This window comes from Glaciimonas sp. Gout2 (assembly GCF_035018905.1).
Lineage (GTDB): Bacteria > Pseudomonadota > Gammaproteobacteria > Burkholderiales > Burkholderiaceae_D > Glaciimonas.
The window spans coordinates 23,630-50,165 of the sequence record NZ_JASJXA010000004.1; the positions used below are offsets into that span (position 1 = coordinate 23,630).

A 26,536-nucleotide genomic window follows, 5' to 3' on the forward strand; every position below is an offset into this window, starting at 1 on the left:
AATTGCTAGCAGTTGAGACCTATACTTTTCTGACTATAAAAAGTGTGGAGATTGTATGACACAAGTTGATCTGACGTATTCTGCTGAAGATGTTTATACGCGCACGGATGGCCGTATTTATCTCACCGGAACACAGGCGCTGGTGCGCTTGCCGATGATGCAGAGAATGCTGGATCGTGCGCGGGGTTTGAATACCGCCGGTCTGGTGTCGGGTTATCGCGGTTCTCCACTTGGCACTTACGATCTGCAACTATGGAAAGCCTCCAAGGCGCTTGCGGCGCACGATATTGTGTTTCAGCCTGGGCTTAATGAAGATTTAGCCGCGACCGCTTTGTGGGGCGCGCAAATGCATAAAGCGTATGGCGAGACCAAAGTCGATGGCGTTTTCGGTATTTGGTACGGCAAAGGACCGGGGGTTGACCGTACCGGCGACGTGTTTCGCTCCGCCAATATGCTGGGGACTTCGGCTCTGGGTGGCGTGCTGGCGGTATCGGGTGACGATCATTCGGCGCAATCATCGATGTATCCGCATCAGACTGACGGCATATTTTCTGCGGCGTCGATTCCCGTTTTACAACCATCTAACCTGGCTGAAATTCTTGAATTCGGTCTGGCGGGCATTGCGTTGTCGCGCTTTTCGGGTTTGTGGGTGTGCCTGAAGACGATCGCTGAAGTGGTCGAAACCGCAGGATCACTTAAATTGCCGCCATTGCCACATTACGTGACGCCGGAGGACTTCATTGTGCCAGCGCACGGTTTGAACTGGGATCCAAGCATTGCGTGGCCGGGTGAGCGAGCTGAGCTTGAGCGGCGACTGATCAATGAAAGACTGCCTGCCGCGTTGGCGTGGGCCCGCGCTAACAAACTCGACCGCACTATTGTGACGACGCAAGGCGGCTGGTTAGGTATTGTGACGGTCGGCAAGGCGCATCAGGATGTGATGCAGGCGGTGGAAGATTTAGGCCTAAAAGCCGCGGATTTAACGGCGCTCGGCATTGCGATTTATAAGGTGGCGATGAGTTGGCCGCTGGAAACGGTCGGCATGAAAGCGTTTGTTGACGGGCGCGAAGAAATCTTCGTTGTCGAAGAAAAGCGCGCCATCGTCGAGGCCCAGATTAAGGAAGCGCTATTTCATGAAACCAGTGGAAAGCGTCCTTGTGTCGTCGGTAAGACCGATCAGGTCGGCAAACCGTTGTTGCCGGAAATCTCTGAATTTACGCCATTGATGCTGGCGCGTGCGCTGGTGGCGCGCATCGGCGACAAAGCACCGATACTTCACACCCGGCTAGCCGCACTGGAAGCCCGTTTGTTGCCGCCACAACGCACAGTGATTCCGATTCGTCGCCCGTATTTTTGCTCGGGTTGTCCGCACAATACTTCGACCAAAACGCCTGATGGTTCAATTTCTGGTGGTGGTATCGGTTGCCATGTGATGGCATTATCTGATCCAAAATTAAAAACCACTACCTTCAGCCAGATGGGCGGCGAGGGTGCGCAATGGGTTGGTGCGGCGCCGTTCTCGGCGACATCACATGTGTTTCAGAATCTGGGCGATGGTACATATCAACATTCTGGCTTGCTCGCTATTCGCGCTGCGCTGGCGGCAAAAACCAATATTACCTACAAAATTCTGTACAACGACGCGGTGGCGATGACCGGCGGGCAAACTGCGGAAGGGTCGATGGACCCGCTGCGTATTACGCGTCAGTTGCAGGCTGAAGGCGTGGAGACGATTGCATTTGTCTCGGACGATCCAGAACGATGGGAAGGTAATCCCGAACTGGCAAAAGGCGTGGACATTTATCATCGTGATGCGTTGGATGAAGTACAGCGCAAATTGCGCGAAGTTGCGGGTGTCAGTGCCATTGTCTATGAGCAAACCTGTGCGTCGGAAAAGCGCCGGCGTCGTAAACGCGGTGCTTTTCCTGATCCGGACAAGCGTTTATTCATCAATCCTCGCGTGTGCGAAGGGTGTGGCGATTGCTCGGTGCAATCGAACTGCATCGCGGTGCAACCGCTGGAAACTGATTTCGGCCGCAAGCGCGAAATCAATCAGAGCGCCTGCAACAAAGACTTCTCCTGCGTCAAAGGTTTTTGCCCAAGCTTTGTCGAAATTGACGGTGTGCAATTGCGCAAGCCCGACCCTAAACGTTTGCAAGAACTGGAAGCACAGACAATTCTTTCATTGCCAGCAGTCAACGTACCGTTACTCGACGGTCCTTATAACGTGTATGTGACCGGTATCGGCGGTACTGGCGTACTGACGTTGGGCGCGTTGTTGGGCGCGGCTGCGCATATTGAAGGTAAAGGGGCGAGCGTGCTCGACTTTACCGGTCTGGCACAAAAGAACGGCGCGGTAGTCAGCCAGATACGGATTGCGACAATGGCCGAAGAGATCAGCGCAGTGCGGATTGGTGTGGGCGCAGTCGATCTGCTTATCGGGACCGATTTAGTAGTGGCCGCTGCGGCCGATAACCTGGCGCGTTTTGCTGTCCATCGCACGGCTGCAATCGTCAACCTGGGGCAGACACAGACGGCCGATGTCGTGTCTCAACGCGATGCCAGTTTGCCGGTGGACGAGATGCTCGAACGCGTGCGTAACCGTACCGTTACGGATCGCTTTTATACATTCAATGCCAGTACTTTGGCACAAACTTTATTTGGTGATACCGTCGCCGCCCATACGCTGATGCTGGGTTATGCGTGGCAGTCTGGTCTGGTCCCTTTGTCGCTGGAAGCGTTGACACGGGCGATTGAACTCAACGGTGCGGCGGTGGGAATGAACAAAAGCGCGTTGGCTTGGGGGCGCATTGCTGCGGCTAGTCCAGAAACGCTGGATAAAATCGATGCGCCAGAGGTTGACCTCAATACCGCTGCTATTCGCCCGAAAGACTTTGAAGGAACGGTCGATTTTTTTGCAAATGAACTTATTGCCTATCAAGGCGGTGATTATGCGCGACGGTATCGCAATCTGGTTATGCAAGCGCGTCAGGCGGAACAGCGTCTGGGCAACGATTCGGAAGCATTTGCCACGGCAGTCGCCGAGCAGGCATTCCGTTTGATGGCGTATAAAGATGAGTACGAAGTAGCGCGTCTTTATGCCGCACCAGATTTCAGGGCGTCGCTGGCAAAGCAATTTTCGACTACGGACAAACTCTCGGTATGGCTATCGCCGCCGTTGATTTCGGGTATTGATCCGGCTACGGGACGACCTAAGAAACGTCGCTTTGGCCCGTGGATATTTTCTGCGTTTGCGGTGTTGGCAAAGTGTCGCGGGTTGCGCGCTACGCGTTTCGATCCTTTCGGTTATACCGAGGAGCGTGCCAGTGAACGTCGTTTGATTGTCGACTACTTCTCGATGATCGAAAAACTCTGCAGTAAAATCAGCAAGATGAATCTAACAGCGGCGGTCGCCTTGGCCCACTTACCGGGTGAAATTCGTGGATACGGACCAGTCAAACACGCGGCAATCGTGAAGTATGTCGAAGATAAAGTTGTACTGTTGGAAATATTCGACAAACCAGTCGATTTATCCGGCTACAAGACGCTATCTTTTAAGGCCGCGTAAGCCTTGATAGAAAAGATCAAACTAGAAGATGTGGTGCTTGGCGTTTTAATGTTCTAACGTTAAGGCAATGCATTAATAAATACAATCGGAGATAACATGATTTTGACCGAAGAACAGCAAATGATCCGCGCAGCGATACGCAGCTTCGCTCAAGAACAATTGGCTCCGTTTGCCGAAAAATGGGAAGCGGAATCCCTATTCCCGAGGGAAGCATTGAAAGCGCTAGGCGGCTTAGGCGCGATGGGCGTGACAGTGAGTGAACAGTACGGTGGCGCGGGCATGGATTACGTCACACTAGCCGTGGTACTGGAGGAAATCGCAGCAGGCCACGGCGCGACATCCACCATCGTGTCAGTTCAGAATTCGCTCATCTGCGGGATCACTGAAAAATTCGCCTCGGAAGCGCAAAAATCGCGCTATCTGGAAGGCTTCGCCAGCGGTCGCTTATTGGGATGTTTTTGTCTGACAGAACCGCAAGCGGGTTCCGATGCATCGGCATTGAAGACCAGCGCACGGCGTGATGGCGACGAATGGGTACTCAATGGCGTCAAGCAATTTATCACCACCGGACGTGAGGCCGATGTCGCTATCGTACTCGCGCTCACCGATCCCGCTAAAGGTAAAAAGGGAATGTCGTGCTTTTTGATACCGACCAATACGCCCGGTTATCGGGTTGCCGGTATTGAGAAAAAACTCGGACAGCACGCATCGGACACCGCGCAAATTAGCTTTGAGAATTGTCGCGTACCACTTGATGCGTTGGTTGGTGAGGAAGGACAGGGTTACAAAATTGCACTGTCGAATCTGGAAGCGGGACGTATTGGTATTGCAGCCCAATCAATCGGCATGGCGCGTGCCGCGTATGAAGCAGCGCTGACTTATGCGAAGGAACGTGAATCGTTCGGTGTGCCTTTACTATCACATCAGGCGGTCGCTTTCCGGCTTGCAGATATGGCGATGACCATTGAAGCATCGCGGCAATTGACGCTGCATGCCGCCGCACTGAAGGATGCCGGATTGCCGTGCCTCAAAGAAGCATCGATGGCTAAACTGTTCGCGTCTGAAGGCGCGGAGAAAGTGTGTAGCGCGGCGCTGCAAACCTTGGGCGGCTATGGTTATACGCGTGACTTTCCGGTCGAACGGATTTATCGCGACGTGCGCGTGACGCAGATTTATGAAGGTACGAGTGATATTCAGCGGATGGTGATTGCCAGGGCAATTGCGATGGATTAGTGGAAGAGTAGCAAATTGGCATAGAGCATGACCGTTGAGGGTCATGCTCTGCCAATCTTTGCGGAGCTGTTACGTTTATCAACCTGTTGGGGTGGAAATATGGCGCCGAATTAATCAAAATTTACATACAAAAATTCGCGTGCCGTCTCGGCATGATGCCGCATTAGAGGTGCGGCTGGCTGGCTTCGGAGCGTATCGTATCGTTTATCTGTTGTGCCAGACGGTCCACGCCTTTTGGCGTAATCTTGTTTTGCTGACCCTTGATTTCGACCGAGTATTGTTCGACCACTTGTTTGGTTTTTGTATTAATCAGTTGGGCTTTCAAATAGACAAACAAGAAACTCGCTTTGTGCAAGCGCCCAACCACGATCCAGTCTGCGCCCACGCTTTGCCCAAGTTCTGCAGCAACGTCGGGATGACCATAAAGATACCCTAACCCTGCATTTGCTTTTTCCTGAGTGGGCGAATCGATAGCGCATATCGTGTAGCCGCCCTTCGCTATCAACGCATTTTTTAATAGTGATTGAAGCGTCGATGTACGCACTACCTCTTCAGGATTGACCGGATTAGCGGTCAAATTGAGTGTCAGGTCATTGAGCTCAAAATCCAGGATAGCGATGGGCGTACCCGCAGCGAAGACGCCGATAGCAGGAACAAGGCTTAGTAAAATCACTAGCAATCCTTGTCGACAGGTCGAAAAAATAAAATGCATTCTATTCAGTCCCTTTTAGTCAGAAAGAATATTCGCTGTGGTGATGCCGCGAATCGTCTTCCTCATGTCGGTATGTTATCAGCATGTTATCAATAAGGAATGATTCAACAGTATCTTTTTTGCCGGACAAGACATAAACACAATTGTAATTGTATTTTGTTAATCACCGCGATCATTAATGCGCTGGTAATAGCGAAATAACGGCAAAATAATGGCGTATCGATGACGCCCTTAATTGACTAAAGTTTATAGCGCACTATGCTAAAAACATAGCAAACGATCTCAATCACTAGCGCAGTTTTCATCCCATTCAATTAGAAAGGAAGCTCTATGGAAACGGATAAAGATAAACCTATGAAGAACGTTGCGGCAGGAAACCCGTCAGTTGACCATCAAGTGCAGGCATTCCTGGAAAAGCTGGCGGCCGCGGGCGGTGAGCCGATGGAGAAATTATCACCTGAGGAGGCACGAAAGGTCCTGGCTAACGCGCAATCTGGCGTTAATTTAACGCTACCAGCAGCCGAAGTGATGGAAAAGATGATCAACGTCGATGGCGGCGATATCAAGCTGACGATCGTTCGCCCGGTCGATGTTTCCGAGGCATTGCCTGCTTTCATGTTTTTCCACGGCGGTGGCTGGGTCTTGGGAGATTTTCCCACTCATGAGCGGATGGTGCGAGATCTGGTGGTTCAGTCGGGTGCAGTGGCTGTCTTCGTTAACTACACGCCTTCACCTGAAGCACAGTATGGTATTGCAATTAAGCAAGCTTACGCAGCAACAAAGTGGGTTTCAGAGCATGGTAACGAAATGAGGGTTGATGGTGCCAGGCTAGCGGTGGCGGGAAATAGCGTGGGCGGCAACATGGCAACGGTGGTCGCGTTGATGGCGAAAGATCGGGGCGGGCCGCCACTTCGGGCGCAGATATTGTTTTGGCCAGTAACTGACGCCAATTTCGAGACGGCATCCTATAAACAATTTGCGGAAGGTCATTTCTTAACGCGGAATATGATGATGTGGTTCTGGGATAATTATACGACCGACCTTGCCAAGCGGAGCGAAATTACGGCCTCGCCTTTGCAAGGCAGCACCGCACAATTTAAAGGATTGCCGCCAACACTGATTCACACTGCCGAAAATGATGTACTGCGTGATGAAGGCGAGGCCTATGGCCGCAAGCTTGATGCTGCTGGCGTACCGGTCACCAGCGTACGTTTTAACGGCATGATTCATGACTTCGGTCTGCTCAATGCTATCAGCGAGGTACCAGCCGTGCGGTCATCAATTGAGCACGCCGGTGAAGAACTGAAAAAGCAGTTAAAGTAGGTTTACATGGCTATGGCGTGCGCAAAGCTGCTTTGTGCAAAGTTAAAGTTTTATGATAGATCGTCGAAGACGTAGCGTGTTCAAGATGTCTGATTGTCGCCTTTGTTGGCAAAATCATCATTTGTCCAAGGTGATGCGATTATCATCGCATCACCTGAAAATCTCGATGACCCGGCAAATAAATGCGACATTTTGTTTGATGTCGACAATAGCCTTGCAAAATTGCCATTCTTCGGATGGTGAGGTATTTAAATAACGGGTTTTTTTCTCACCAGCGTTAGGTAAATAAATATCTTCTTCGCTCGCTCACCTTCAATCCCATTCTTTTTAATCAGGATCACTATGCAAACAGGTTCAAGCAAGACAGCCAACCCTAGCAACGACCGTTTATTCGAAAGTGTTCAACTCGGTCCTTATCTACTCCCTAATCGTATCGTGATGGCGCCGTTGACACGCAGTCGGGCGACTGATGGTGATGTGCCGAGTGACATGGCGATTTTGTACTATGCGCAACGCGCGAGTGCGGGGCTGATTATTGCCGAAGCCACTCAAATTTCGCCCCAAGGTAAAGGGTATGTTTTTACACCAGGCATTTATAACGAGACGCAAGTTGGGGCCTGGAAGAAAATTACCGACGCGGTCCATGCTAAAAGCGGCCATATCTTTTTGCAGTTGTGGCATGTTGGTCGGATTTCGCATCCTTCCATTCAGCCGAATGGTGAATTGCCGGTTGCGCCCTCTGCGATTAAACCAGAAGGACAAGCCTATACCAACGATGGCTTCGTGCCATTGGTGACGCCGCGGGCATTGCGGCTGGACGAAATGGCGGGCATCGTTACCCAGTATCAGGATGCGGCTAAGTACGCGTTAGCTGCCGGTTTTGATGGGGTTGAAATTCATGCGGCGAATGGTTATTTACTTGATCAGTTCCTTCGCGACAAAACCAATCAACGCACGGATGAATATGGCGGCAGTATCGAAAACCGTGTTCGCCTTTTGGCAGAAGTCACGGAGGCAGTCACCGCAGTGTGGGGTGGCGATCGGGTGGGTTTAAGGATCTCACCGCTCAGCAAATTCGGTGATATCTGGGATAGTAATCCACAGGCTCTTTTCACCCACGTGATTGAAAAATTGAACGCTTTTAATCTTGCATATCTTCACGTCATTGAAGGCGATACCGGTGGTGAGCGCGAGGTACCCGGCGGCTTCGACCTGCAACTATTACGCTCTTTGTTTAACGGCGCGTATATGGCAAATAACGGATACGACGCCGCATTGGCAGATGATCGGTTGGATGCGGGGCAGGCTGATTTGATCGCATTTGGTCGACCGTTTATCAGCAATCCAGATCTGGTCGAGCGTATGCGACTATCCGCACCGCTCAGCGAAGCCGATCCATCGACGATGTACGGCGGTGATGCGCATGGCTATGTTGACTATCCGACACTCGATGGCAGCGTGGCCGCATAAGAAATCGGGCAATACACCTTGATACTCGGGATTCCGTCATAACAGACGAAACTCCCGACAACAGGTTATGCATTGTTGCGTTTAAACCTTCCTGCAATGCGATTATCCTTGGCGTAGCCGGTTTGTCTTTTGCACTCCAGGAGAGGTTCTGCTCATGTTAGTCGAGGTGAGTGAATCGGCTCGCATGACGAGTAACACGCCTATTTCGCTGCTCCGTTCGTGAGGTGCGACTTGCAATCACATCGGAATGCTTCCTCAATCCAGGCTCGCATGAACACCAACGATAATCTGCAGTTTAGCGACGTAGAACAAGCGGCAAACAGGTTGACCTGACTTCCTTCGCAACATTTATATCTTGATATCTTGAATTAAGACGATTGTATCGAGAGCGGCAAATAGATGTCTCGATGGCAATCTATCGCAAAGCTGTTGACAGGCATTATGCCGGTCTATATTCTAAGATGTATTAAGTCGTATTAATACATTGAAGTGTAGACTTGGCGAGATGGTGAGATAGATTCAAACACCTCGCTTGCCTAAAAAGGAGGGATCGGTGGACAGTAGAACGGTAGTGAAGAATCTTCGCTGGAAGCCGAAAGTGTCAGATTGCGTACTTCTTCTGATCTGTCTGCTCTATCTTGTTCAGTACTCAGACCGCGTCAATATTGCGACTGCAGCAGATGCCATCCGCCGCGATTTGCAACTGTCGAATACGCAACTCGGGTTTGCGTTTTCCGCCTTTGCCTATCCTTACGCCATCGTGCAGTTATTCGGTGGCTGGCTAGGTGACAAGTTCGGGCCGCGTCGGATACTGACAGCCTTTGGTTTAATTGTCGCTTGTGCGTCGTTGCTGACCGGATTTGTTGGCGGCATTGTGTCACTGGTCATGTGCCGGATTTTACTGGGCATCGGTGAAGCGCCGACGCTTGCTACCGCCACCAGTGCGATGGCTCGCTGGTTGCCTGCGGAACGGCGCGGACTTGGTCAAGGCATTACCCATGCGTGCGCGCGTCTTGGGAGTGCATTGACGCCACCAATCGTGGTGTTGCTGATGACCTTCTGGAACTGGCGCGGTACCTTTATCATCGCAGGTGTTATCGGCGTGCTGTGGATCATGGCGTGGTACTGGTATTTCCGCGATGACCCAGCAACGCATCCGGGCATGAATCCTGAAGAGCTTGCGCGGTTGCCTAAGCTTGCATTACATAAACAAAGTGTCAAAGTGCCGGTCAGGCGTCTATTACGGCGGATGCTGCCGGTCACGCTGGTCGACTTCTGCTACGCCTGGACGCTATGGGTTTTTCTGACCTGGCTGCCGTCCTTCTTCATGCACAACTATCACCTGAATCTGCGTGATTCGGCGTTGTTCACTTCTGGCGTGTTCATTGCGGGGATCGGCGGGGATATGGTGGGCGGCGTGTTGAGCGATCATGTATTCAAACGGACCGGTAACGTACAAATGGCACGGCGTAACGTCATCATTCTGGGTATGGGTGGTGCACTGATTTTTTTGCTGCCGGTACTCTTTCTCACTGATCTTAAGGTTGTATCGATCTGCTTGTGCATGGCGTTCTTCTTGATGGAGTTGGTGATTGCTCCGCTCTGGGCAGTGCCGATGGATATCACCCCCCGTTATGCAGGAACGGCAAGTGGTTTTATGAATATCGGCTTCGGCGTGGCAGGGATTACCTCACCATTACTATTTGGTTTCATCATCGACGAGACGGGGAACTGGCACTTGCCGTTTGTATTATCGATTGGCTTGCTGTTGATCGGTATGGTGGCCGCATTCTGGATGAGACCAGACAAACCGTTTATCGATCACGACGATTCCGCGCCAGGGACCGAGATCATGGCGAGTATTGTGGGTGCAAAGGCATGAGTAGCAGGTTACAAATCAGGTTACAAAACAGATTAAAAACAACTTACACAGGATAAAACATGCACCTCAATGACGAAGAGAAGGCGATGCTGGCCGGTGAGATGGGTGAAGTCGTGCAGATCGCTATGCAACATCAGATCATGGTCGGTGATTTTTTTGACGCACGCGACTTTGTTCCTGTCACGCAAGCGCACGTCATGGCCGATACCGAAAGCCTTGGTCAGGCTGGCGTCATGTGGCTGGAACGCTTGTGCGACGTCAAAGATGGCCTGCATCGCGTCCGCGTGCCGACCATCACCGATCCGCGCGGGACCGATTTTTCCAAAGCGAATGAGCTGGGCCAGCAGTCTTGGATGTTAGAGCTGGAACGTCGCGCAATCGATGCCTTCATCAAGCTCGGTGTCAGCATGACGGATACTTGCATCAACTATCAGACGGTGCAGGCAGCGACACGTGGCGAACACGTCGCGTTCGGCGATACCGGTGTCGTGATCTATTCCAACTCGATCAACGGCGCGCGCTCGAACTTCGAGGGTGGTCCTTCTGCTATTTCGGCAGGTTTGACCGGACGGACGCCGCGCTATGGCTTTCATCTTGATGCGCATCGTCAGGCGACGCTGCGTTTTCAGGTTAACCTGACGCCAAAAACGCTCAACGAGTGGGGCGCACTGGGTGGCGTAATCGGGCGATTGGCGGGTAACTATTGGGAAGTGCCGGTGATTGATGGCCTCACCGTTGCGCCGACTTCGGATGAGTTGAAACACTTTGGCGCAGCGATGGCGAGCTTCGGATCGATCGCGCTGTTTCATATCGTTGGTATCACGCCGGAAGCGTCGCGACTGGAAGATGTTGGAGGCCACAAGCTTCCAGTGCATCATCGTATTACCCGAAGCGATATCGATGCGCTGACGAAAAGCTACGCTGTGGAAAAGACTATTGATGTCGTCGTGTTCTCCGCGCCGCAACTGAGCTTGTACGAACTGCGTTCCCTGGCTGAACTGTGCGAAGGTCGCCGCTTCAAGATACCGCTGCTGGCGATTACCAGTCCGCAGGTTAAGCCAGATGCGGATCGTTTTGGTTTCACCGACCGGATTGAGGCGGCAGGCGGAACCGTGATGTCGGGCATGTGTTTTTATCAGTCGTACGCACGTGAAATCGCAGAGGCCAAGGGCTGGAAACGGCTCGCCAGTAATAGCGCCAAGTTGATTAATATACTGGGCGGTTACGGTTATGTACCGATGCTCGCATCGATGGAAGACTGCGTGAATGCTGCTGTAACGGGAGAGTTATCATGAGTGAACTAGTCTTGACCGCGCGCTATGCGATGGGAAATAAAGTGTCCGCTGAAGCACTGGTGGCGAAGGATGGATTCTCCGCACGCTACGATTTGAATCGCTTGCGCGGGGTGTTTTCCCGACCAACGCACAAGCTTGTCGGCCAATCCTATATTGGCAAAATTTTGGTACTTGATACCGCTAAGGGTGGCGTGGCGAGTGCGTGGATGTTGAATGAAATGCAGTCGCGTGACATGGTGCCACTCGCCATTGTGTTCAACAGCGTCAACCCGATTTTGGTACAAGGTGCAGCGCTTGGCGGCATCTCAATGATGGCGGGGTTCGATGAGGACGTGACGTCGTTGATTCCCCATGGTGCATTGGTAGAGATTGATCCGGCAACCAAAACCTTGCGTGTGTTGCGCGGCCCTGTTATTGCCCCGGCGTCAGCGGATGATCACCTGGCTGCTGACGGTTCGCCACAGAAGGTACGTTTTATTGGTCGCGAGTAACAACTGAGCTGTGTGGATCAGACCGTGGCGCTAGTGTGCTGGTCGGGCGTGGACAAGACGTTAAAAAGCGATGAGCTAATCGGCAACGGTCCTGAAACACTCAGTTTGAACTCATAGTTCTCAGGTCGAATGTAGAACGTCGAGTGCTCACGGACCCGACCAAGATTGCAAAAGGACGTACGCTGCATGACCAGTGTGGAGGCCCGCGACGGCAGGGCGAGTTCTTGACTGACCTTGCGTGTGGCTTGTTCTGAGCGAATGCGTATGTCGGCGCGGGCGATTTGGGCAGATGTGAAGTGGTCGAGCAAACCATAGATCGGATAGCGCTGCGCCTCTTCCCAAGTGACATTGGCGTTGTCCAACCGCAGATAGCCATAGGCGATAGCGATGGGTTTGTTATCGACCAGATACAAGCGTTTCAGAAAATGCAATTGCGTGACAGTTTCGTCGAAGGTGGCCACCAGTTCTTGCGGCGTGAGGACTGGTACAAATTCCAGCAATTGCGTTTGTGGCACGACTCCTTGTTTAAGCAAGACATCATAGAAGCCTTCCAGATCACCTAGCTCATGATGCATGACCTGACGTGACACAAACGTCCCCTTGCCTTGTTTGCGGGTCACAAGCCCCTGACGGCCCAACTGATCGATAGCCTGACGAACAGTGACGCGGCTGACTGCGAACTGAGCCACCAGATCCGCTTCCGAAGGTAGGCGCGCCGATGGTGGGTATATGCCCTGCGCGATGTCGCGCGCCAGCGCATCGGCGATCTGCACGTACATCGCTACATTACTATGACGATCGAGTTTCATTTGGTTCCTTGATGACGCAGAGGCAGACGCAGTCCGTGCCGACAGCATTTACTTGTATTGACTCATATTATAGCTTTGCGATGCGTGGAATCGGCATGGTTTGATGCACAGAAAATCCACATTCAAGCCGCACAATCCCTTGCCACAGCGGTACTCTGACAGAGTTTGAATGCTTGCCAGTCACGATCCCTGATCTGCTTGGTCGACATTTTTGCTATGCTAGCGTCTTTCCACTGATCGGCATCATTGCATGATCCGGTAGACCCTATTTACGGAGTAGTTCATATGGCCTCTTTGCAAGAGCAATTTTTAAAAGCTGGCCTGGTCGACAAAAACAAAGCCAAAGTGGCGCACCAGGACAAGAGTAAGCAGCAAAAGGCTGAGCGCCGTGCAGGTACGTCCAGTGTTGATGAGTCGCGCCAGGCAGCACTCGACACGCAACGCAAGAATGCTGATCGCGCCCGCGAACTCAATGCACAGCGCGACGCGGCCGCAACCCAAAAGGCAATCCTGGCGCAAATTACCCAAATGGTGCAGCAGAATCGCCAGAGCAAGGGCGCTGGCGATATCGCCTATCATTTTACGCATGACAAGAAGATCGAACGGCTATATGTATCTGCCGCGGTTCAAGCGCATTTAGTGGCTGGGCGTCTGGTGATTATTTGTCAGGGTGGCGTGCCTGAATTGGTGCCTAGAATTATTGCCGACAAGATCGCGGAGCGCGATGACTCGCTCGTCGTGCGGGTGAGCAAGACTAGCACTGAAATTGACGCTGACGATCCGTATGCAGCCTTCCAGATCCCGGACGATTTGATGTGGTAATTGCGATAATGTTGGCTTGCGTTTAACGTTTTCAACGTTCGTCCTTCAGCGTCAGCGTCCGGGCTTGGCGGGCGCTCGATCCATGTATTTTTCATCTCATGTAAAAAAGTAGTTTCCCTTTTTCCGTTAAAAGTCATTAGGCGGAAGGGCGAATGTGCCGCTTTCGCAACACACGCCTGCACTGCCTCTCCGGCGGTGACTAAATTTCGGCGTTTACATCATTTTTGTCTGTCATCGCTTAACAATTCGCTCGCTTAAACGGGTTAAGGCGAACTGTAACTGTGGTTTTTCCACGATACGGAAAGTTGATTCCACACTGTGAAATGACGGCATGAAAAAAATGAGGGAATTTATACATTTTTTTTGAAAATACATTTCACATAGCAAAAAATAGTATGTAAGTATATGAAAATAAAGAGATTAATTTAAGTCATATGTCTTATATAAGACATGGCTCATATGAGAAAAACCGGCTATTATTGATCCATGCAGTTTTGCTTTGAGTTCACCGCCCTGTTGTTCGGGCATGAGTGAAGAGATGCCTCAGCACCCGATTCGTTTTTTAGTCTTACTTATTTTCAAACTTACTTTATTAAGGAATCCACATGTCACAATATCAAGAAGACATCAAAGCCATCACCGGTTTGAAGGACAAAGAAGGTAGTGCATGGAACGCGATTAATCCTGAGTCCGCTGCACGTATGCGCATTCAGAACAGATTTAAAACGGGCTTGGATATCGCACGTTACACTGCGAAAATCATGCGCGATGACATGAACAACTACGATGCTGACTCGTCCAAGTACACCCAGTCTTTGGGTTGTTGGCACGGTTTTATCGGTCAACAGAAGATGATTTCTATCAAGAAACACTTCAACAGCACCGATCGTCGCTATTTATATTTGTCGGGTTGGATGGTTGCCGCATTGCGTTCTGAGTTCGGCCCATTGCCTGACCAGTCGATGCACGAGAAGACTGCTGTAACGGCGCTGATCAAAGAGCTTTACACTTTCTTGCGTCAAGCTGATGCACGTGAGTTGGGTGGTTTATTCCGTCAATTAGACGGTGCTGAAGGTGCTGCCAAGCAAGCGATTCAGGATAAAATTGATAACCACATCACGCACGTAGTACCAATCATTGCTGATATTGATGCCGGTTTCGGTAATGCGGAAGCGACCTACCTGTTGGCTAAGCAGATGATCGAAGCGGGTGCATGCTGCATCCAGATCGAAAATCAGGTTTCTGATGAAAAGCAGTGCGGCCATCAAGACGGTAAAGTAACGGTTCCTCACGAAGACTTCCTCGCCAAAATCCGCGCGGTTCGCTACGCGTTTCTGGAACTGGGTGTAGACGACGGTGTCATCGTTGCGCGTACCGACTCATTGGGTGCTGGCCTGACCAAGCAAATCGCAGTAACGAATGAGCCTGGCGATTTGGGTGATCAATATAACTCCTTCCTCGACGTTGAAGAAGTGTCGGCCGATGCGATGAAAAACGGCGACGTCATCATCAAGCGCGACGGTAAACTTGTCCGCCCTAAGCGTTTGCCTAGTAACCTGTTCCAGTTCCGCGCTGGTACTGGTGAAGAGCGTTGTGTTCTGGACTCAATTACATCCCTGCAAAACGGTGCTGACTTACTGTGGATTGAAACTGAAAAACCACACATTGCACAAATCGGCGGTATGGTTAAGGCGATTCGTAAAGTTATTCCAAATGCCAAGCTGGTGTACAACAACAGCCCATCATTCAACTGGACACTGAACTTCCGTCAGCAAATTTTTGACATCATGAAAAGTGAAGGCAAAGATGTTTCTTCGTACGATCGCGCTGGTTTGATGAGTGTTGAATACGATGCAACGGAGTTGGCGATTGCTGCTGACGAAAAAATCCGCACTTTCCAAGCCGATTCAGCACGTGAAGCCGGTATTTTCCATCACCTGATCACGCTGCCGACTTATCATACTGCTGCATTGTCTACTGACAACCTGGCAAAGGATTACTTCGGTGATCAAGGTATGTTGGGTTATGTTGCTGGCGTTCAACGCAAAGAAATCCGTCAGGGTATCGCTTGTGTTAAGCATCAAAACATGGCCGGTTCAGACCTCGGCGATGATCACAAAGATTACTTCAGTGGCGACGCTGCGCTGAAAGCATCTGGTAAAGACAATACGATGAACCAGTTCTAATAACTGCCTCTAGTGTCAAAAAAAGCTCGCTTCGGCGAGCTTTTTTTATGGGCGTTGTGAGCGTTTGAGGTCATCGTAATCCAATGAAAAGTGAATAGACATCAATCAATGTTTGCGTCGCACACGCTTGTGAACTGACAGGTTCTGATGCAAATACAATATAGGTATTAGAATCGACGACATCATTTGAAAAATCCACATCCAATGATAGCGGGCGTTAACAGTCGGACTAGCTCGGTAATCCTTGATAGTGGTGATCTTGTAGTCATTATTTAAACTTTTTGAGAAGGTTGGACGTGTAGGAGGATGTAATCATTACCATCCCTCCTTTATCTTGTTTTCGATTCATTCTATGTATCAAGCGAGGAACGAAAGTCATGGAAATGTCATCCACGAACCATTTGAATGGTCAGTTCGATAGCGATGTGCAAGAAACCAGCGAATGGATGGAGGCATTCCAAGGCGTGATCGAAGCCGCTGGTCCGGAACGTGCGCGTTATCTGCTGTCGCGGCTGAGCGCAGCTGCGCAGAAGGCTGGCATCAAATGGCGTGACTCGCGCAATACACCTTATACCAACACCATCCGCGTTGAAGACGAGCCTCCTTTTCCGGGCGGTTCAGATGCGCTCGCCATGGAGCAACATCTGGGTAGTCTGATCCGCTGGAACGCATTGGCAATGGTGGTGCGCGCCAACCGCGCGTATGGCGAACTGGGCGGACATATCGCCAGTTATGCCTCGGCAGCCGATCTGTTCGAAGTCGGCTTCAACCACTTTTTCCGTGCCAGGACTGACGATTTCGGCGGTGATCTGGTGTACTTTCAGGCCCATTCTGCTCCCGGTATTTACGCGCGTGCATTTCTTGAAGGCACGCTGACGGAGAAAGAATTATCGTTCTACCGGCAGGAAATTGAAGGCAAGAAACAAGGTACGCAGGGATTGTCGTCCTATCCACACCCTTGGCTGATGGAAAATTTCTGGCAGTTTCCGACCGGCTCGATGGGACTCGGTCCGATCAGCGCGATTTATCATGCGCGCTTTATGCGCTACATGGAGAACCGCAGTCTGCTGAAACCGCAGGACCGCAAGGTCTGGGGCGTATTTGGCGATGGTGAGATGGATGAGCCGGAATCGCTGGCCGCGCTCAGCCTTGCTTCGCGTGAGACGCTGGATAACCTCGTCTTCGTGGTTAACTGCAATTTGCAACGGCTCGACGGTCCGGTACGTGGCAACGGTCATATCGTCGACGAGCTGGAAACCTTATTTACCGGCGCTGGCTGGAACGTCATTAAATTATTGTGGGGTTCAGACTGGGACCCGTTATTTGCACGCGACAAATCGGGCGAGTTGGTCAATGCGTTAAACGATACAGTAGACGGTCAGTTGCAAACATTTGCGGCCAATGATGGCGCATTTAATCGCGCCCATTTTTTCGGGCAGAATCCAGCGATGCAGGCGATTGGTGCAACGCTGACCGACGATGAGATCGATCGTCTGCGACGCGGCGGCCACGACATGAAAAAAATTCATGCGGCGTATGAGGCAGCGGCCAATCATCGTGGTCAACCTACGGTGATTTTGGCGCAAACCAAAAAAGGTTTTGGTATGGGCGCAGCGGGTCAGGGCAAGATGACCACGCACCAACAGAAAAAACTCGATACCAGCGATCTGATCGCGTTCCGTGACCGCTTTCGTTTACCGATTTCGGATGCGGATTGCGAAGCGCTGGCGTTTTATAAGCCCGCTGATAACAGTGCCGAAATGCGCCATTTGTTGGAGCGACGCGCTTCGCTGGGTGGTTTCATGCCACGCAGAAATAAAGTGCAAACCAAATTGGCAGTACCGGAAATCAGTGCCTACGCTAAATTTGCGCTCGAAGCCGATAACAGGGAGATGTCGACCACCATGGCGCTGGTGCGGATGATGGGGGGATTGTTGAAGGACGCTGTAATAGGCAAACACATCGTACCGATTGTGGCCGATGAGGCACGTACTTTCGGCATGGCCAACCTGTTTCGGCAAGTGGGGATTTATTCCGCACAAGGTCAACTATATGAGCCAGAAGACATTGGCTCAATTCTGTCCTATCGCGAGGCCAAGGACGGACAGATTTTGGAAGAAGGCATTACCGAAGCGGGGGCGATTTCTTCGTGGACGGCGGCTGCAACCAGCTATTCGGTACATGGTTTGCCGATGTTGCCGTTCTATATCTACTACTCGATGTTTGGCTTCCAGCGCATCGGCGATTTGATCTGGGCCGCCGCCGACCAACGTGCGCGCGGCTTTCTGATTGGCGCGACCTCAGGGCGCACCACGCTGGCGGGCGAAGGCTTGCAGCATCAGGATGGTTCCAGTCATGTGATGGCAGCAATGGTGCCGAATTGTGTGTCCTACGATCCTGCGTATGCCTATGAATTGGCAGTGATCGTGCAGGATGGTATGCACCGTATGCTGGACAACAATGAGGATGTTTTTTACTACCTCACCGCGACTAACGAAAATGAAGCGCAGCCGAGCCTTCCGCAAGGTGCTGAAGAGGGTATCAAGCGCGGCATGTATTGCCTACAATCGCAGGAAAATCCTGACGTACGTTTGCTGGGTGCCGGACCGATCTTGAAAGAAGCAATTGGCGCTGCTGCTTTGCTTAAAGAAAAATTCGGTGTGATCGCGGAAGTCTGGAGCGTCACCAGCTTCACCGAGCTGGCACGCGACGGCATCGCAGCAGAACGCAATCAACGCCTTTCTTACGTTTCGACCGAAGCGTATGTCACGCAGCAACTGAGCCCGAGTAGGGGGCCTGTTATTGCCGCCAGCGATTACGTGAGGAGTATTCCCGAAAGTATCCGTGCCTACGTCCCGGCAGATTACGTTACATTGGGAACGGATGGCTTTGGACGCAGCGATACACGCGCTAACCTACGTGATTTTTTTGAAGTCGATGCGAAATGGATTGCGTTTGCCGCATTGCGTGCGCTGCCTTCCGGCAAAGATGCCGCGCAGTTGGCGAAGTTTGCAGAAGTGCTTGGGCTGGATTTGGGTAAACCGTTAGCGATGACGGTTTAATGTATGCGGAGCGGTCGCCATTGCAATCCAATAATCGCTTGTGACCAACGTGAGGCCGGTGACAGGTAGCGCCCCCGAGTTGTTGCGTATGCGCTAACGCACACGGGAATCAGGTTTTTGGAAAATTGGATGCATTAAATATCGGGGATGTTCGCTGACGATTTTAATAAAAAGATCCGGCAACGCGATGTTGTCGCCCCGCCGAAGGTGGTTCAGCAGTTGGTTTAAGGAGGGTTCGGCAATTATGGACAACTTGCTCCTCGCGGCTTAGTCGCGCGCCGCATGCTGTTTGGCTTGTTTAAACCAGACGACATTTAGTGCTAGTCACCAGCGGCTCCACGACGGTGAAAGTGACCTTAGTGAGCCGCTTTCGTAAAGATTTCATAGCGGTTTCGGATGGCCGAAAAACTGGTCACATGATGCAATAGCGGTTGCCAACTTAGGGAGGCATTACTCAATCATTAAGTGAATTTTTTGTGGTCCGCACATTAAAATAACGCGCTTACCTCTACTCACTCAACCGTCACCGACTTAGCCAAATTTCTCGGCTTATCCACATCCGTCCCACGTGCCAGCGCGGTGTGATACGCCAGTAACTGTAACGGCACCACGTGCAGAATTGGTGATAGAACGCCATAGTTTTCCGGCAGTCGAATCACGTGTACGCCTTCGCTGGAATTGATACGGGAGTCGGCGTCGGCGAAGACGTATAACTGACCGCCACGAGCGCGGACTTCTTGCATGTTGGATTTGAGCTTTTCGATTAGGGCGTCGTTGGGGGCGACGGTGACGACGGGCATTTCTTCGGTGACTAGCGCGAGCGGGCCGTGTTTTAGTTCGCCAGCGGCGTAGGCTTCGGCGTGGATGTAGGTGATTTCTTTGAGCTTTAATGCGCCTTCGAGGGCGATTGGATAGTGAATGCCGCGCCCGAGGAAAAGTGCGTTTTCTTTACGTGCAAAGGCTTCGGCCCAGGCGACGATGTGCGGTTCCAGTGCTAGGACGCTTTGGAGCGCAGCGGGCAGATGACGTAGTGCTTTGAGGTGCGCTTGCTCTTGTTCGTCGCTGAGGCGATTTTTTGACTGTGCTAATGCCAGGGTCAGCAAGAAGAGGCCGACCAGTTGCGTGGTGAAGGCTTTGGTTGAGGCTACGCCGACTTCGACGCCTGCGCGGGTGATGTAGGCTAGCGCGCATTCGCGCACCATGGCGCTGGTGGCGGCGTTACAAATCGTCAGCGTGTGCAGCATTCCTAGGGCACGCGCATGTTTCACGGCGGCGAGTGTGTCGGCAGTTTCGCCGCTTTGGGTGATGGTGACGACCAGTGTGTTTGGGTTCGGCACGCTGTCACGATAGCGATACTCGCTGGCGATTTCGACATTGGTGGGAATTTTGGCGATTGATTCTAGCCAGTATTTGGCGGTCAGGCCAGCGTAATAGCTGGTGCCGCATGCCAGTATAAGGACTGAATCTATTTTTTGAAAAGTGCTGAATGCTTTGTCGCCGAACAGTTCCGGCATGATGTTAATGACGCCTTCGAGCGTATCGGCAATAGCGCGTGGTTGCTCGAAGATTTCTTTTTGCATGTAGTGCTGATACGGCCCCAATTCGACCGCGCTGCTATACGCATGGACGGTTTTGACTTCGCGCTCGACAGATTTTCCATTGGCATCGACGATCCAGACGCCTTGCAGTTGCAAATCGACAACGTCACCTTCTTCCAGATAGACAATCTGATCGGTCGTGCCAGCGATCGCCATTGCGTCGGATGCGACGAAATTTTGCCCTTTCCCGATACCAACAATCAGCGGTGAACCTTGGCGGGCAGCGACCACGCGATGTGGCTCATTAAGGCTAAATACTGCGATGGCATAAGCGCCAGTGAGGCGCTTGACGGCCTGCTGGACGGTGTCGAACAAGTCGCCGGTGTACATGTGATCAACCAGATGGGCGATGACTTCGGTATCGGTCTGACTTTCGAACACATAACCGACGGCTTGCAATTCGGCACGGAGGTCATCGTGATTTTCGATAATGCCGTTGTGTACCAGCGCAATGCGGTCGCGGGAAAAGTGCGGATGGGCGTTGTGCGTGGCGGGTGCGCCGTGGGTGGCCCAACGAGTGTGGGCGATGCCGGTAAATCCGTTTAGCCCTGATGTGACGATCTGGCTTTCCAGATCGGCAACGCGCGATGTGCTGCGCGATCGTTGCAACTTTCCATCCAGATGTACAGCGACGCCGCAAGAGTCATAGCCGCGGTACTCAAGGCGTTTTAATCCTTCGATGAGGATTGGAATGACATTGTTTTGCGCAACTGCGCCGACGATACCGCACATGGCAACCTCAGAATAAATATGAATAATTCTATTCTAGGCGTAAGAGAATGAAATAAATGTTCTTTATACAGTTAAAAATGACGTATTATTTCACTGTAATTAATTGGTGATATTTAAATTCAAATATCACTAATTTTTGGTTAAATATTTCAGATTAATTTTGAATTTCCATATGGATATTATTTTAGATGGGCTTGATCGGCGTATTTTGAACGCGCTGCAAATGGATGCATCGCAAACCAACCAGCAGTTGGCAGCAACTATTCATGCATCTGCACCAACCTGTTTGCGTCGGGTTAAGCGCTTGACCGATCTGGGCGTGATCGTGCGCCAGGTGGCAATCGTTGCGCCGGAAAAGGTGGGTGCGGGACTAACGGCGCTGGTGGAAGTCACACTGGATCATCAGGGTGACGAATATCAAGTGGCATTTGAGGCGCTGGTTGCGAAAGAGGCGTCAGTGTTGCAATGCTATCGCGTATCGCCAGGGCCGGATTTTGTGTTGGTAGCGCAGGTTGCCGATATGGCGGCCTATCATGCGATGGCGCATAAGTTATTTGCGGCGCAAAAAAATGTACGCAACGTGAAAACGTATTTTTCGATTTTGCGCAGCAAGTTTGAGACTAACATTGCGGTTTGAGACAGAAGTGCTCGCTGTGTTGACGGTCTAAGGCGGTTAATGATGATCGGTTGAATGGCGTAACTTTCACCATGAACCGCCTTGGCTAGCGTTCAAATTCTGGCGCAACTTACCAAAAGCACTATTTTTTTATTTTTACAGGGCGTTCCCAGCCATCGATCGTCATTTGCTTACTGCGCGCTACGGTGAGTTTGCCTGCTGGCGCATTTTTGGTCAGCGTAGTTCCTGCTCCCAAAGTAGCGCCTTTGCCGACCGTGACGGGTGCCACGAGTTGGCTGACGCTACCGATAAATACGTCGTCTTCAATGATGGTGCGGGATTTATTGACGCCGTCATAGTTACAGGTAATCGTGCCGGCCCCGATATTAACGCGCGAACCGATTGTCGCGTCGCCGAGGTAGGTCAGATGATTGGCTTTGCTGTGCGCGGCGATCTGGCTGTTTTTGACTTCGACGAAATTGCCGATGTGGACTTCTTCGCCCAGTGTGGTACCGGGCCGTAATCGGGCATAAGGTCCGATTTGGGAGGCTGCACCGACTGTCGCTTGCTCGATGTGGCAGAAAGGTTTGATATTGGCTGCAAGGCCAATGTGGGCATTTTTGATGACGCAATTGGCACCCACAGTCACGCCATCTTCTAACGTGACGCTTCCTTCAAAAATACAATTAACATCGATCGTGACATCGCGACCGCAAGTTAGCGTGCCGCGCACGTCAAGACGCGCTGGATCAAGCAAGGTCACGCCCTGTTCCAGCAGACGATCCGCAACGCTACGTTGATGGATGCGTTCCAGTTCGGCCAATTGGACTTTGCTGTTGACGCCTAAGGTTTCCCATACTGCGTCTGGCTGCGCTGATACGACTTCGGTGGCGCCGGCAACGGCGCTGGCGACGATATCGGTCAGATAATATTCGCCCTGTACATTGTTGTTCGATAAGCCAGCGAGCCATTGCTTTAGCAGCGCGGTGGGTGCGACCATGATGCCGGTGTTACATTCGGTAATAGCGCGCTCGGTTGGGGTGGCGTCCTTTTGTTCCACAATACGAACAATTGCGCCATTTTCTCGAACGATGCGGCCGTAGCCGGTTGGGTCGTCAAGTTGTACTGTCAAGATGCCGAGTTTGTCTGAGCCAGCTGCGGCTACCAGACGTTGCAACGATGCGCTGGTGGTCAGCGGCACGTCGCCGTATAGAACTAGTGTCGGCACAGCGTCGTCGAGTTGTGGAATCGCTTGCATGACCGCGTGGCCGGTGCCTAGTTGCGGCTCTTGCTTGGCAAATACTAAGTCGGCAGCAGTAAATTGGGTCAACACTGCATCGCCGCCGTGCCCGTAGATGACGCACAACGTCGTGGGCGATAAGGTGCGTGCTGTATCGATAACATGCGTTAGCAAGGATTTACCCGCCAGCGGATGTAAGACTTTGGGTAGGGCGGACTGCATGCGTTTGCCCATTCCAGCGGCGAGGATGACGACGTTCATGACGGTACTTTGCAGTGAAATGAGGTGCGAAATTTTAGCACGATGGCCCACAATCATTTCAATGGTTTTTGGTCGGCAATAGCGGATAAACAATATGGCAAGGCAATATCTCCGCGATCAGTAATGAGAGGCCTTAAAAGAGAACGAAGCGAGAAAGATAGTACTTTCCATTTGGTCGATGCTGGAGCTTCTGCTACGACGCTGAGGATATTTTTAAATACGGATTGGACGTCAACCCAGATAAATAATCCGTCTAGACGTCAACCTCCCATGGTGGCATTGCCACGGTGGGAGGTAAATATGCGATTTATAGCAACTTCATCTCATCAAAGACACTTTAAAGGCTTAATAGTGCTGCCAGAATCCGCTGGAAAAGGTCCAGGTGTTGCCACTTCGATACCAATGTGCCGGTGCATAAAAATAACCGTCGCGTCGCACTTCCCAATGTCCGCTGACCCATACGTGCTCGCCATTGTTCCAGCGCCAATAGCCGCCGATCCAGACATGGTTCGGACTAGGCGAGGGCGTCAGGTTTTCGATTCTAGGTGGAGGCGGCGCGACGTTGATGACTATTGCTGAGGTGCTAGTGGTTGGAACTAGCGTTACCCAACGACCTGGATGATAGGTCCATTCGACACCATTGTTACTCCAATAAGGATGCTGAAACACTTGATTTTGACGAGATTGTTCCCAGTGTCCGTTGTTCCAGACATAGCGGTTACCTTCCCATTTCCAGTGGCCGCCAATCCAATAGGCATCGGGATAAGGTGGCGGCGGGATCACCTCGGATAATGGCGCTGGTGGTGTTTGAACAATGTGATTTTCATGCGCTACGCGCTGTTGCGGTGCGACCACGCAACCGGCGACAGTAAGAGTGGCTGCAATAGTGAACGCCAGGACAGCATAACGATGAAGGTATCGATGTTTCATGTGAGCCCTTAATTAGTATTGTGCAGTCTAGAACGGATTGTCGTCAGAAAAGATGACGCGGCTTACAGTTGGTTGCAAATACAATAATAATTATTGCCTCTTGTGCAACAGTCGCGCAACAGAAAGCTAACTTCACACAACCATCAAGTGATCCGCCAAGTTATGCGGAGGTCGATGGAAATCGTATTTTTAAACCGTTATGTGATGACGTTGACTGGCCCATTACGTGACTATGTCGTCACGTGTCATTGACTACCGATTGCGTTGGTCCATTTTTCTTTACCGTGGCGATGGCAACATCGCGGGCAACGGTCGTGCTGTACATCAGACTGTGGCCGATGACTTGATGATTGGCAGCTTTCAGATTGAAGTAAAACTTGCCATTGGCTGCCTGATTTCGGCTGTACCGGTCATCATGCGAGCTGTTGGTTTGTACTGAGGCGATGCCATTTTCTGCAGATGCTTTGGCTGCGTAGGTTTCGCTGGTTAAGACGACTTCACCATTAGCTGCGTACAACACAAAATAAAACTGTCCATCGCTGTCCCTTTTGAGGGTGTAGGAAGCGGGCATATAATTTCTTCTCCGATGATTAATAGAGCGAGATGAGCACCCGTAAAACAAATTCACGTCCCGTTGACATGGCGGATTGATACAGCTTATTGAGGCCGCTTATCGACTTTGCTTAATGCCAGCAGGAGTTTTGATTATATAGTCCGATCTCGCAACTACCATTGAAAATTTGCAAGATGGTGAATTGTGCGTTTAACTGCCATAAACGGTTTATCGGTTAAATCAGTGATCCAAAGTTGGAAAACGGCTTATTTGTAACGTTTAGCGTCACAAATAAGCCGTTTGATTTGCCGAACTGGTTATTCAGTTATTCGGCAACTTGCAACGGAATGATGCTTGAGACAGTATTAGTTGGCACGGCGCATGGCTCATCATCAAAGGCAATATCGCCGTTGGGGTCGGCAATGCCGGTTGCTTTCAGTCCGGTGAAGTCGAACAGGTTGCGATCCATCAGATGCGATGGCGCGACGGTGGACAGCGACGAGAAAATGTTATCTACGCGCCCAGGATGCTTCTTTTCCCAATCACGCAGCATGCCTTTGATCTGTTTGCGCTGCAGATTTTCCTGACTGCCGCACAAATCGCAGGGAATGATCGGAAATTGTTTCACTTCAGCGTAGCGGCTGAGATCCGCTTCTTTTACATAGGCCAATGGGCGGATGACGATTTGTTTGCCGTCGTCTGACTGTAACTTGGCCGGCATACTTTTTAACTTGCCGCCAAAAAACATGTTTAGAAAGAAAGTTTCCATGATGTCGTCACGATGATGACCAAGCGCGACTTTGGTGGCACCCAGTTCTGTGGCGACGCGATACAGAATGCCGCGGCGCAGGCGGGAACATAGCGAGCAAGTGGTTTTGCCCTCCGGGATCAGGCGCTTGACGATACTGTAAGTATCCTGATTTTCAATGTGGAACGCCACGCCGAGTTTGGTCAGGTAGTCGGGCAGTATATGCGCAGGAAAATTCGGCTGCTTTTGATCCAGATTGACTGCGATGATCTCGAAATTGATCGGTGCACGCTGGCGTAACGTGATCAAAATATCCAACAGCGCGTAGCTGTCTTTGCCGCCCGATAAACACACCATAATTTTGTCGCCGTCTTCAATCATGTTGAAGTCGCCGATGGCTTGTCCGACTTGCCGACAAAGACGTTTATGCAGCTTGTTATTTTCGTGGGCGATCTTTTCGACTTGCTTTGCACTCGGCGGCGCTGGCTGCTCAGCAACGGCGCTCGCGAGATGGGGTATGGCTGGGATGAGATCCAGCATATTTGGATCGAAAAATGTTTTTAATACGGAATTCATAATGGCTCCAACAATGATGCTTTCGGTTTGATCCGAAATACTTCGACGCCAACTGAATCGCAGTCGTTATAAGCGTCCGGTTTTTCGGTGATGACACGCACGGCACGTACCTTGGGATGTGCCAGCAACGCGCTGGCAAGGTCATCACATAAAGTCTCTTGGAGATGTATATGGCCTTGCTGCATGCGTTTCGCGACAGTGTTACGCATGAAGTCGTAGTCGACAACTTCATCGAGTTGATCATTATTGGGTGTCGACACCGCCAATGGGATAAACAGATCAACGCTGATGAGCGCCCGCTGTTCGCCTTTTTTTTCGAATTCAAAGACGCCGATATTGATCTGCACTTCGTAGTTACGCAAAAATAGGCGGCGGCAGTCGCTAAGATCGGGATGGATGAGCGCAGATGGCATGGTTTCAGTCAGTAAA

19 protein-coding genes are annotated in these 26,536 nt (G+C 51.3%); 11 read left to right on the plus strand and 8 right to left on the minus strand.

Annotation, left to right across the window (positions count from 1 at the left end):
* The first annotated feature begins 55 nt into the window (after positions 1-55).
* Positions 56-3,568, plus strand: coding sequence for an indolepyruvate ferredoxin oxidoreductase family protein (locus tag QN379_RS04675; protein ID WP_323506132.1), 3,513 nt, complete (start codon positions 56-58; stop codon positions 3,566-3,568).
* Positions 3,569-3,664: 96 nt separating this feature from the next.
* A complete protein-coding gene (locus QN379_RS04680) occupies positions 3,665-4,801 on the plus strand; it encodes an acyl-CoA dehydrogenase family protein (protein ID WP_322234008.1) in 1,137 nt (378 codons plus the stop codon).
* A 163-nt stretch (positions 4,802-4,964) separates the two neighbouring features.
* Here the strand turns inward: QN379_RS04680 and QN379_RS04685 are convergent, their stop codons facing one another.
* Positions 4,965-5,474, minus strand: coding sequence for a DUF2380 domain-containing protein (locus QN379_RS04685; protein ID WP_323506133.1), 510 nt, complete (start codon positions 5,472-5,474; stop codon positions 4,965-4,967).
* Between the two features lie 369 nt (positions 5,475-5,843).
* Between QN379_RS04685 and QN379_RS04690 the strand changes: the two genes are divergently transcribed.
* The 5 genes from QN379_RS04690 to QN379_RS04710 all read left to right on the plus strand — a co-directional run bounded on the left by QN379_RS04690 (position 5,844) and on the right by QN379_RS04710 (position 11,974).
* Positions 5,844-6,836, plus strand: a complete 993-nt coding sequence (locus QN379_RS04690; protein ID WP_323506134.1) for an alpha/beta hydrolase — start codon at positions 5,844-5,846, stop codon at positions 6,834-6,836.
* A 342-nt stretch (positions 6,837-7,178) separates the two neighbouring features.
* Positions 7,179-8,306 carry an alkene reductase gene (locus QN379_RS04695; protein ID WP_323506135.1) on the plus strand — a complete coding sequence of 376 codons (1,128 nt, stop codon included), beginning with the start codon at positions 7,179-7,181 and terminating at the stop codon, positions 8,304-8,306.
* A 553-nt stretch (positions 8,307-8,859) separates the two neighbouring features.
* On the plus strand, positions 8,860-10,188 hold the full coding sequence (locus tag QN379_RS04700; protein WP_323506136.1) for an MFS transporter: 1,329 nt from the start codon (positions 8,860-8,862) through the stop codon (positions 10,186-10,188).
* Between the two features lie 59 nt (positions 10,189-10,247).
* On the plus strand, positions 10,248-11,483 hold the full coding sequence (locus QN379_RS04705) for an aconitase X catalytic domain-containing protein (RefSeq protein ID WP_323506137.1): 1,236 nt from the start codon (positions 10,248-10,250) through the stop codon (positions 11,481-11,483).
* Positions 11,480-11,974: an aconitase X swivel domain-containing protein gene (locus QN379_RS04710; RefSeq protein WP_323506138.1), complete on the plus strand. Its 495-nt coding sequence runs from the start codon at positions 11,480-11,482 to the stop codon at positions 11,972-11,974. Before QN379_RS04705 ends, QN379_RS04710 begins: the two co-directional genes overlap by 4 nt.
* A gap of 17 nt (positions 11,975-11,991) precedes the next feature.
* Here the strand turns inward: QN379_RS04710 and QN379_RS04715 are convergent, their stop codons facing one another.
* Complete coding sequence (locus QN379_RS04715) at positions 11,992-12,783, minus strand: GntR family transcriptional regulator (protein WP_322233993.1); 792 nt, start codon at positions 12,781-12,783, stop codon at positions 11,992-11,994.
* Between the two features lie 285 nt (positions 12,784-13,068).
* Between QN379_RS04715 and QN379_RS04720 the strand changes: the two genes are divergently transcribed.
* The 3 genes from QN379_RS04720 (at position 13,069) to mdeB (ending at position 18,853) form a co-directional block, all read left to right on the plus strand.
* Positions 13,069-13,605: a DUF2058 domain-containing protein gene (locus QN379_RS04720; RefSeq protein WP_322233992.1), complete on the plus strand. Its 537-nt coding sequence runs from the start codon at positions 13,069-13,071 to the stop codon at positions 13,603-13,605.
* Between the two features lie 605 nt (positions 13,606-14,210).
* Complete coding sequence (locus QN379_RS04725; RefSeq protein WP_322233990.1) at positions 14,211-15,791, plus strand: isocitrate lyase; 1,581 nt, start codon at positions 14,211-14,213, stop codon at positions 15,789-15,791.
* A gap of 377 nt (positions 15,792-16,168) precedes the next feature.
* Positions 16,169-18,853 carry an alpha-ketoglutarate dehydrogenase gene (mdeB, locus tag QN379_RS04730; RefSeq protein ID WP_323506139.1) on the plus strand — a complete coding sequence of 895 codons (2,685 nt, stop codon included), beginning with the start codon at positions 16,169-16,171 and terminating at the stop codon, positions 18,851-18,853.
* 512 nt (positions 18,854-19,365) lie between these two features.
* On the opposite strand, the gene glmS is transcribed toward mdeB, so the two are convergent.
* Positions 19,366-21,183: a glutamine--fructose-6-phosphate transaminase (isomerizing) gene (glmS, locus tag QN379_RS04735; protein ID WP_322233984.1), complete on the minus strand. Its 1,818-nt coding sequence runs from the start codon at positions 21,181-21,183 to the stop codon at positions 19,366-19,368.
* A 172-nt stretch (positions 21,184-21,355) separates the two neighbouring features.
* Here glmS and QN379_RS04740 point away from each other — a divergent pair, with 172 nt between their 5' ends.
* Positions 21,356-21,820 carry an Lrp/AsnC family transcriptional regulator gene (locus tag QN379_RS04740; RefSeq protein ID WP_322233982.1) on the plus strand — a complete coding sequence of 155 codons (465 nt, stop codon included), beginning with the start codon at positions 21,356-21,358 and terminating at the stop codon, positions 21,818-21,820.
* A gap of 121 nt (positions 21,821-21,941) precedes the next feature.
* On the opposite strand, the gene glmU is transcribed toward QN379_RS04740, so the two are convergent.
* The 5 genes from glmU to QN379_RS04765 all read right to left on the minus strand — a co-directional run bounded on the left by glmU (position 21,942) and on the right by QN379_RS04765 (position 26,520).
* Positions 21,942-23,300, minus strand: a complete 1,359-nt coding sequence (glmU, locus tag QN379_RS04745) for a bifunctional UDP-N-acetylglucosamine diphosphorylase/glucosamine-1-phosphate N-acetyltransferase GlmU (protein WP_323506140.1) — start codon at positions 23,298-23,300, stop codon at positions 21,942-21,944.
* Between the two features lie 345 nt (positions 23,301-23,645).
* Positions 23,646-24,230, minus strand: a complete 585-nt coding sequence (locus tag QN379_RS04750) for a hypothetical protein (protein ID WP_322233978.1) — start codon at positions 24,228-24,230, stop codon at positions 23,646-23,648.
* Positions 24,231-24,468: 238 nt separating this feature from the next.
* On the minus strand, positions 24,469-24,801 hold the full coding sequence (locus QN379_RS04755) for a YegP family protein (protein WP_322233976.1): 333 nt from the start codon (positions 24,799-24,801) through the stop codon (positions 24,469-24,471).
* Between the two features lie 307 nt (positions 24,802-25,108).
* Complete coding sequence (gene ttcA, locus QN379_RS04760; protein ID WP_416186851.1) at positions 25,109-26,071, minus strand: tRNA 2-thiocytidine(32) synthetase TtcA; 963 nt, start codon at positions 26,069-26,071, stop codon at positions 25,109-25,111.
* A 32-nt stretch (positions 26,072-26,103) separates the two neighbouring features.
* The gene (locus QN379_RS04765) at positions 26,104-26,520 is read right to left on the minus strand and encodes a dihydroneopterin aldolase (protein WP_323506141.1); all 417 of its coding nucleotides are present in this window, start codon (positions 26,518-26,520) and stop codon (positions 26,104-26,106) included.
* Positions 26,521-26,536 lie beyond the last annotated feature (16 nt).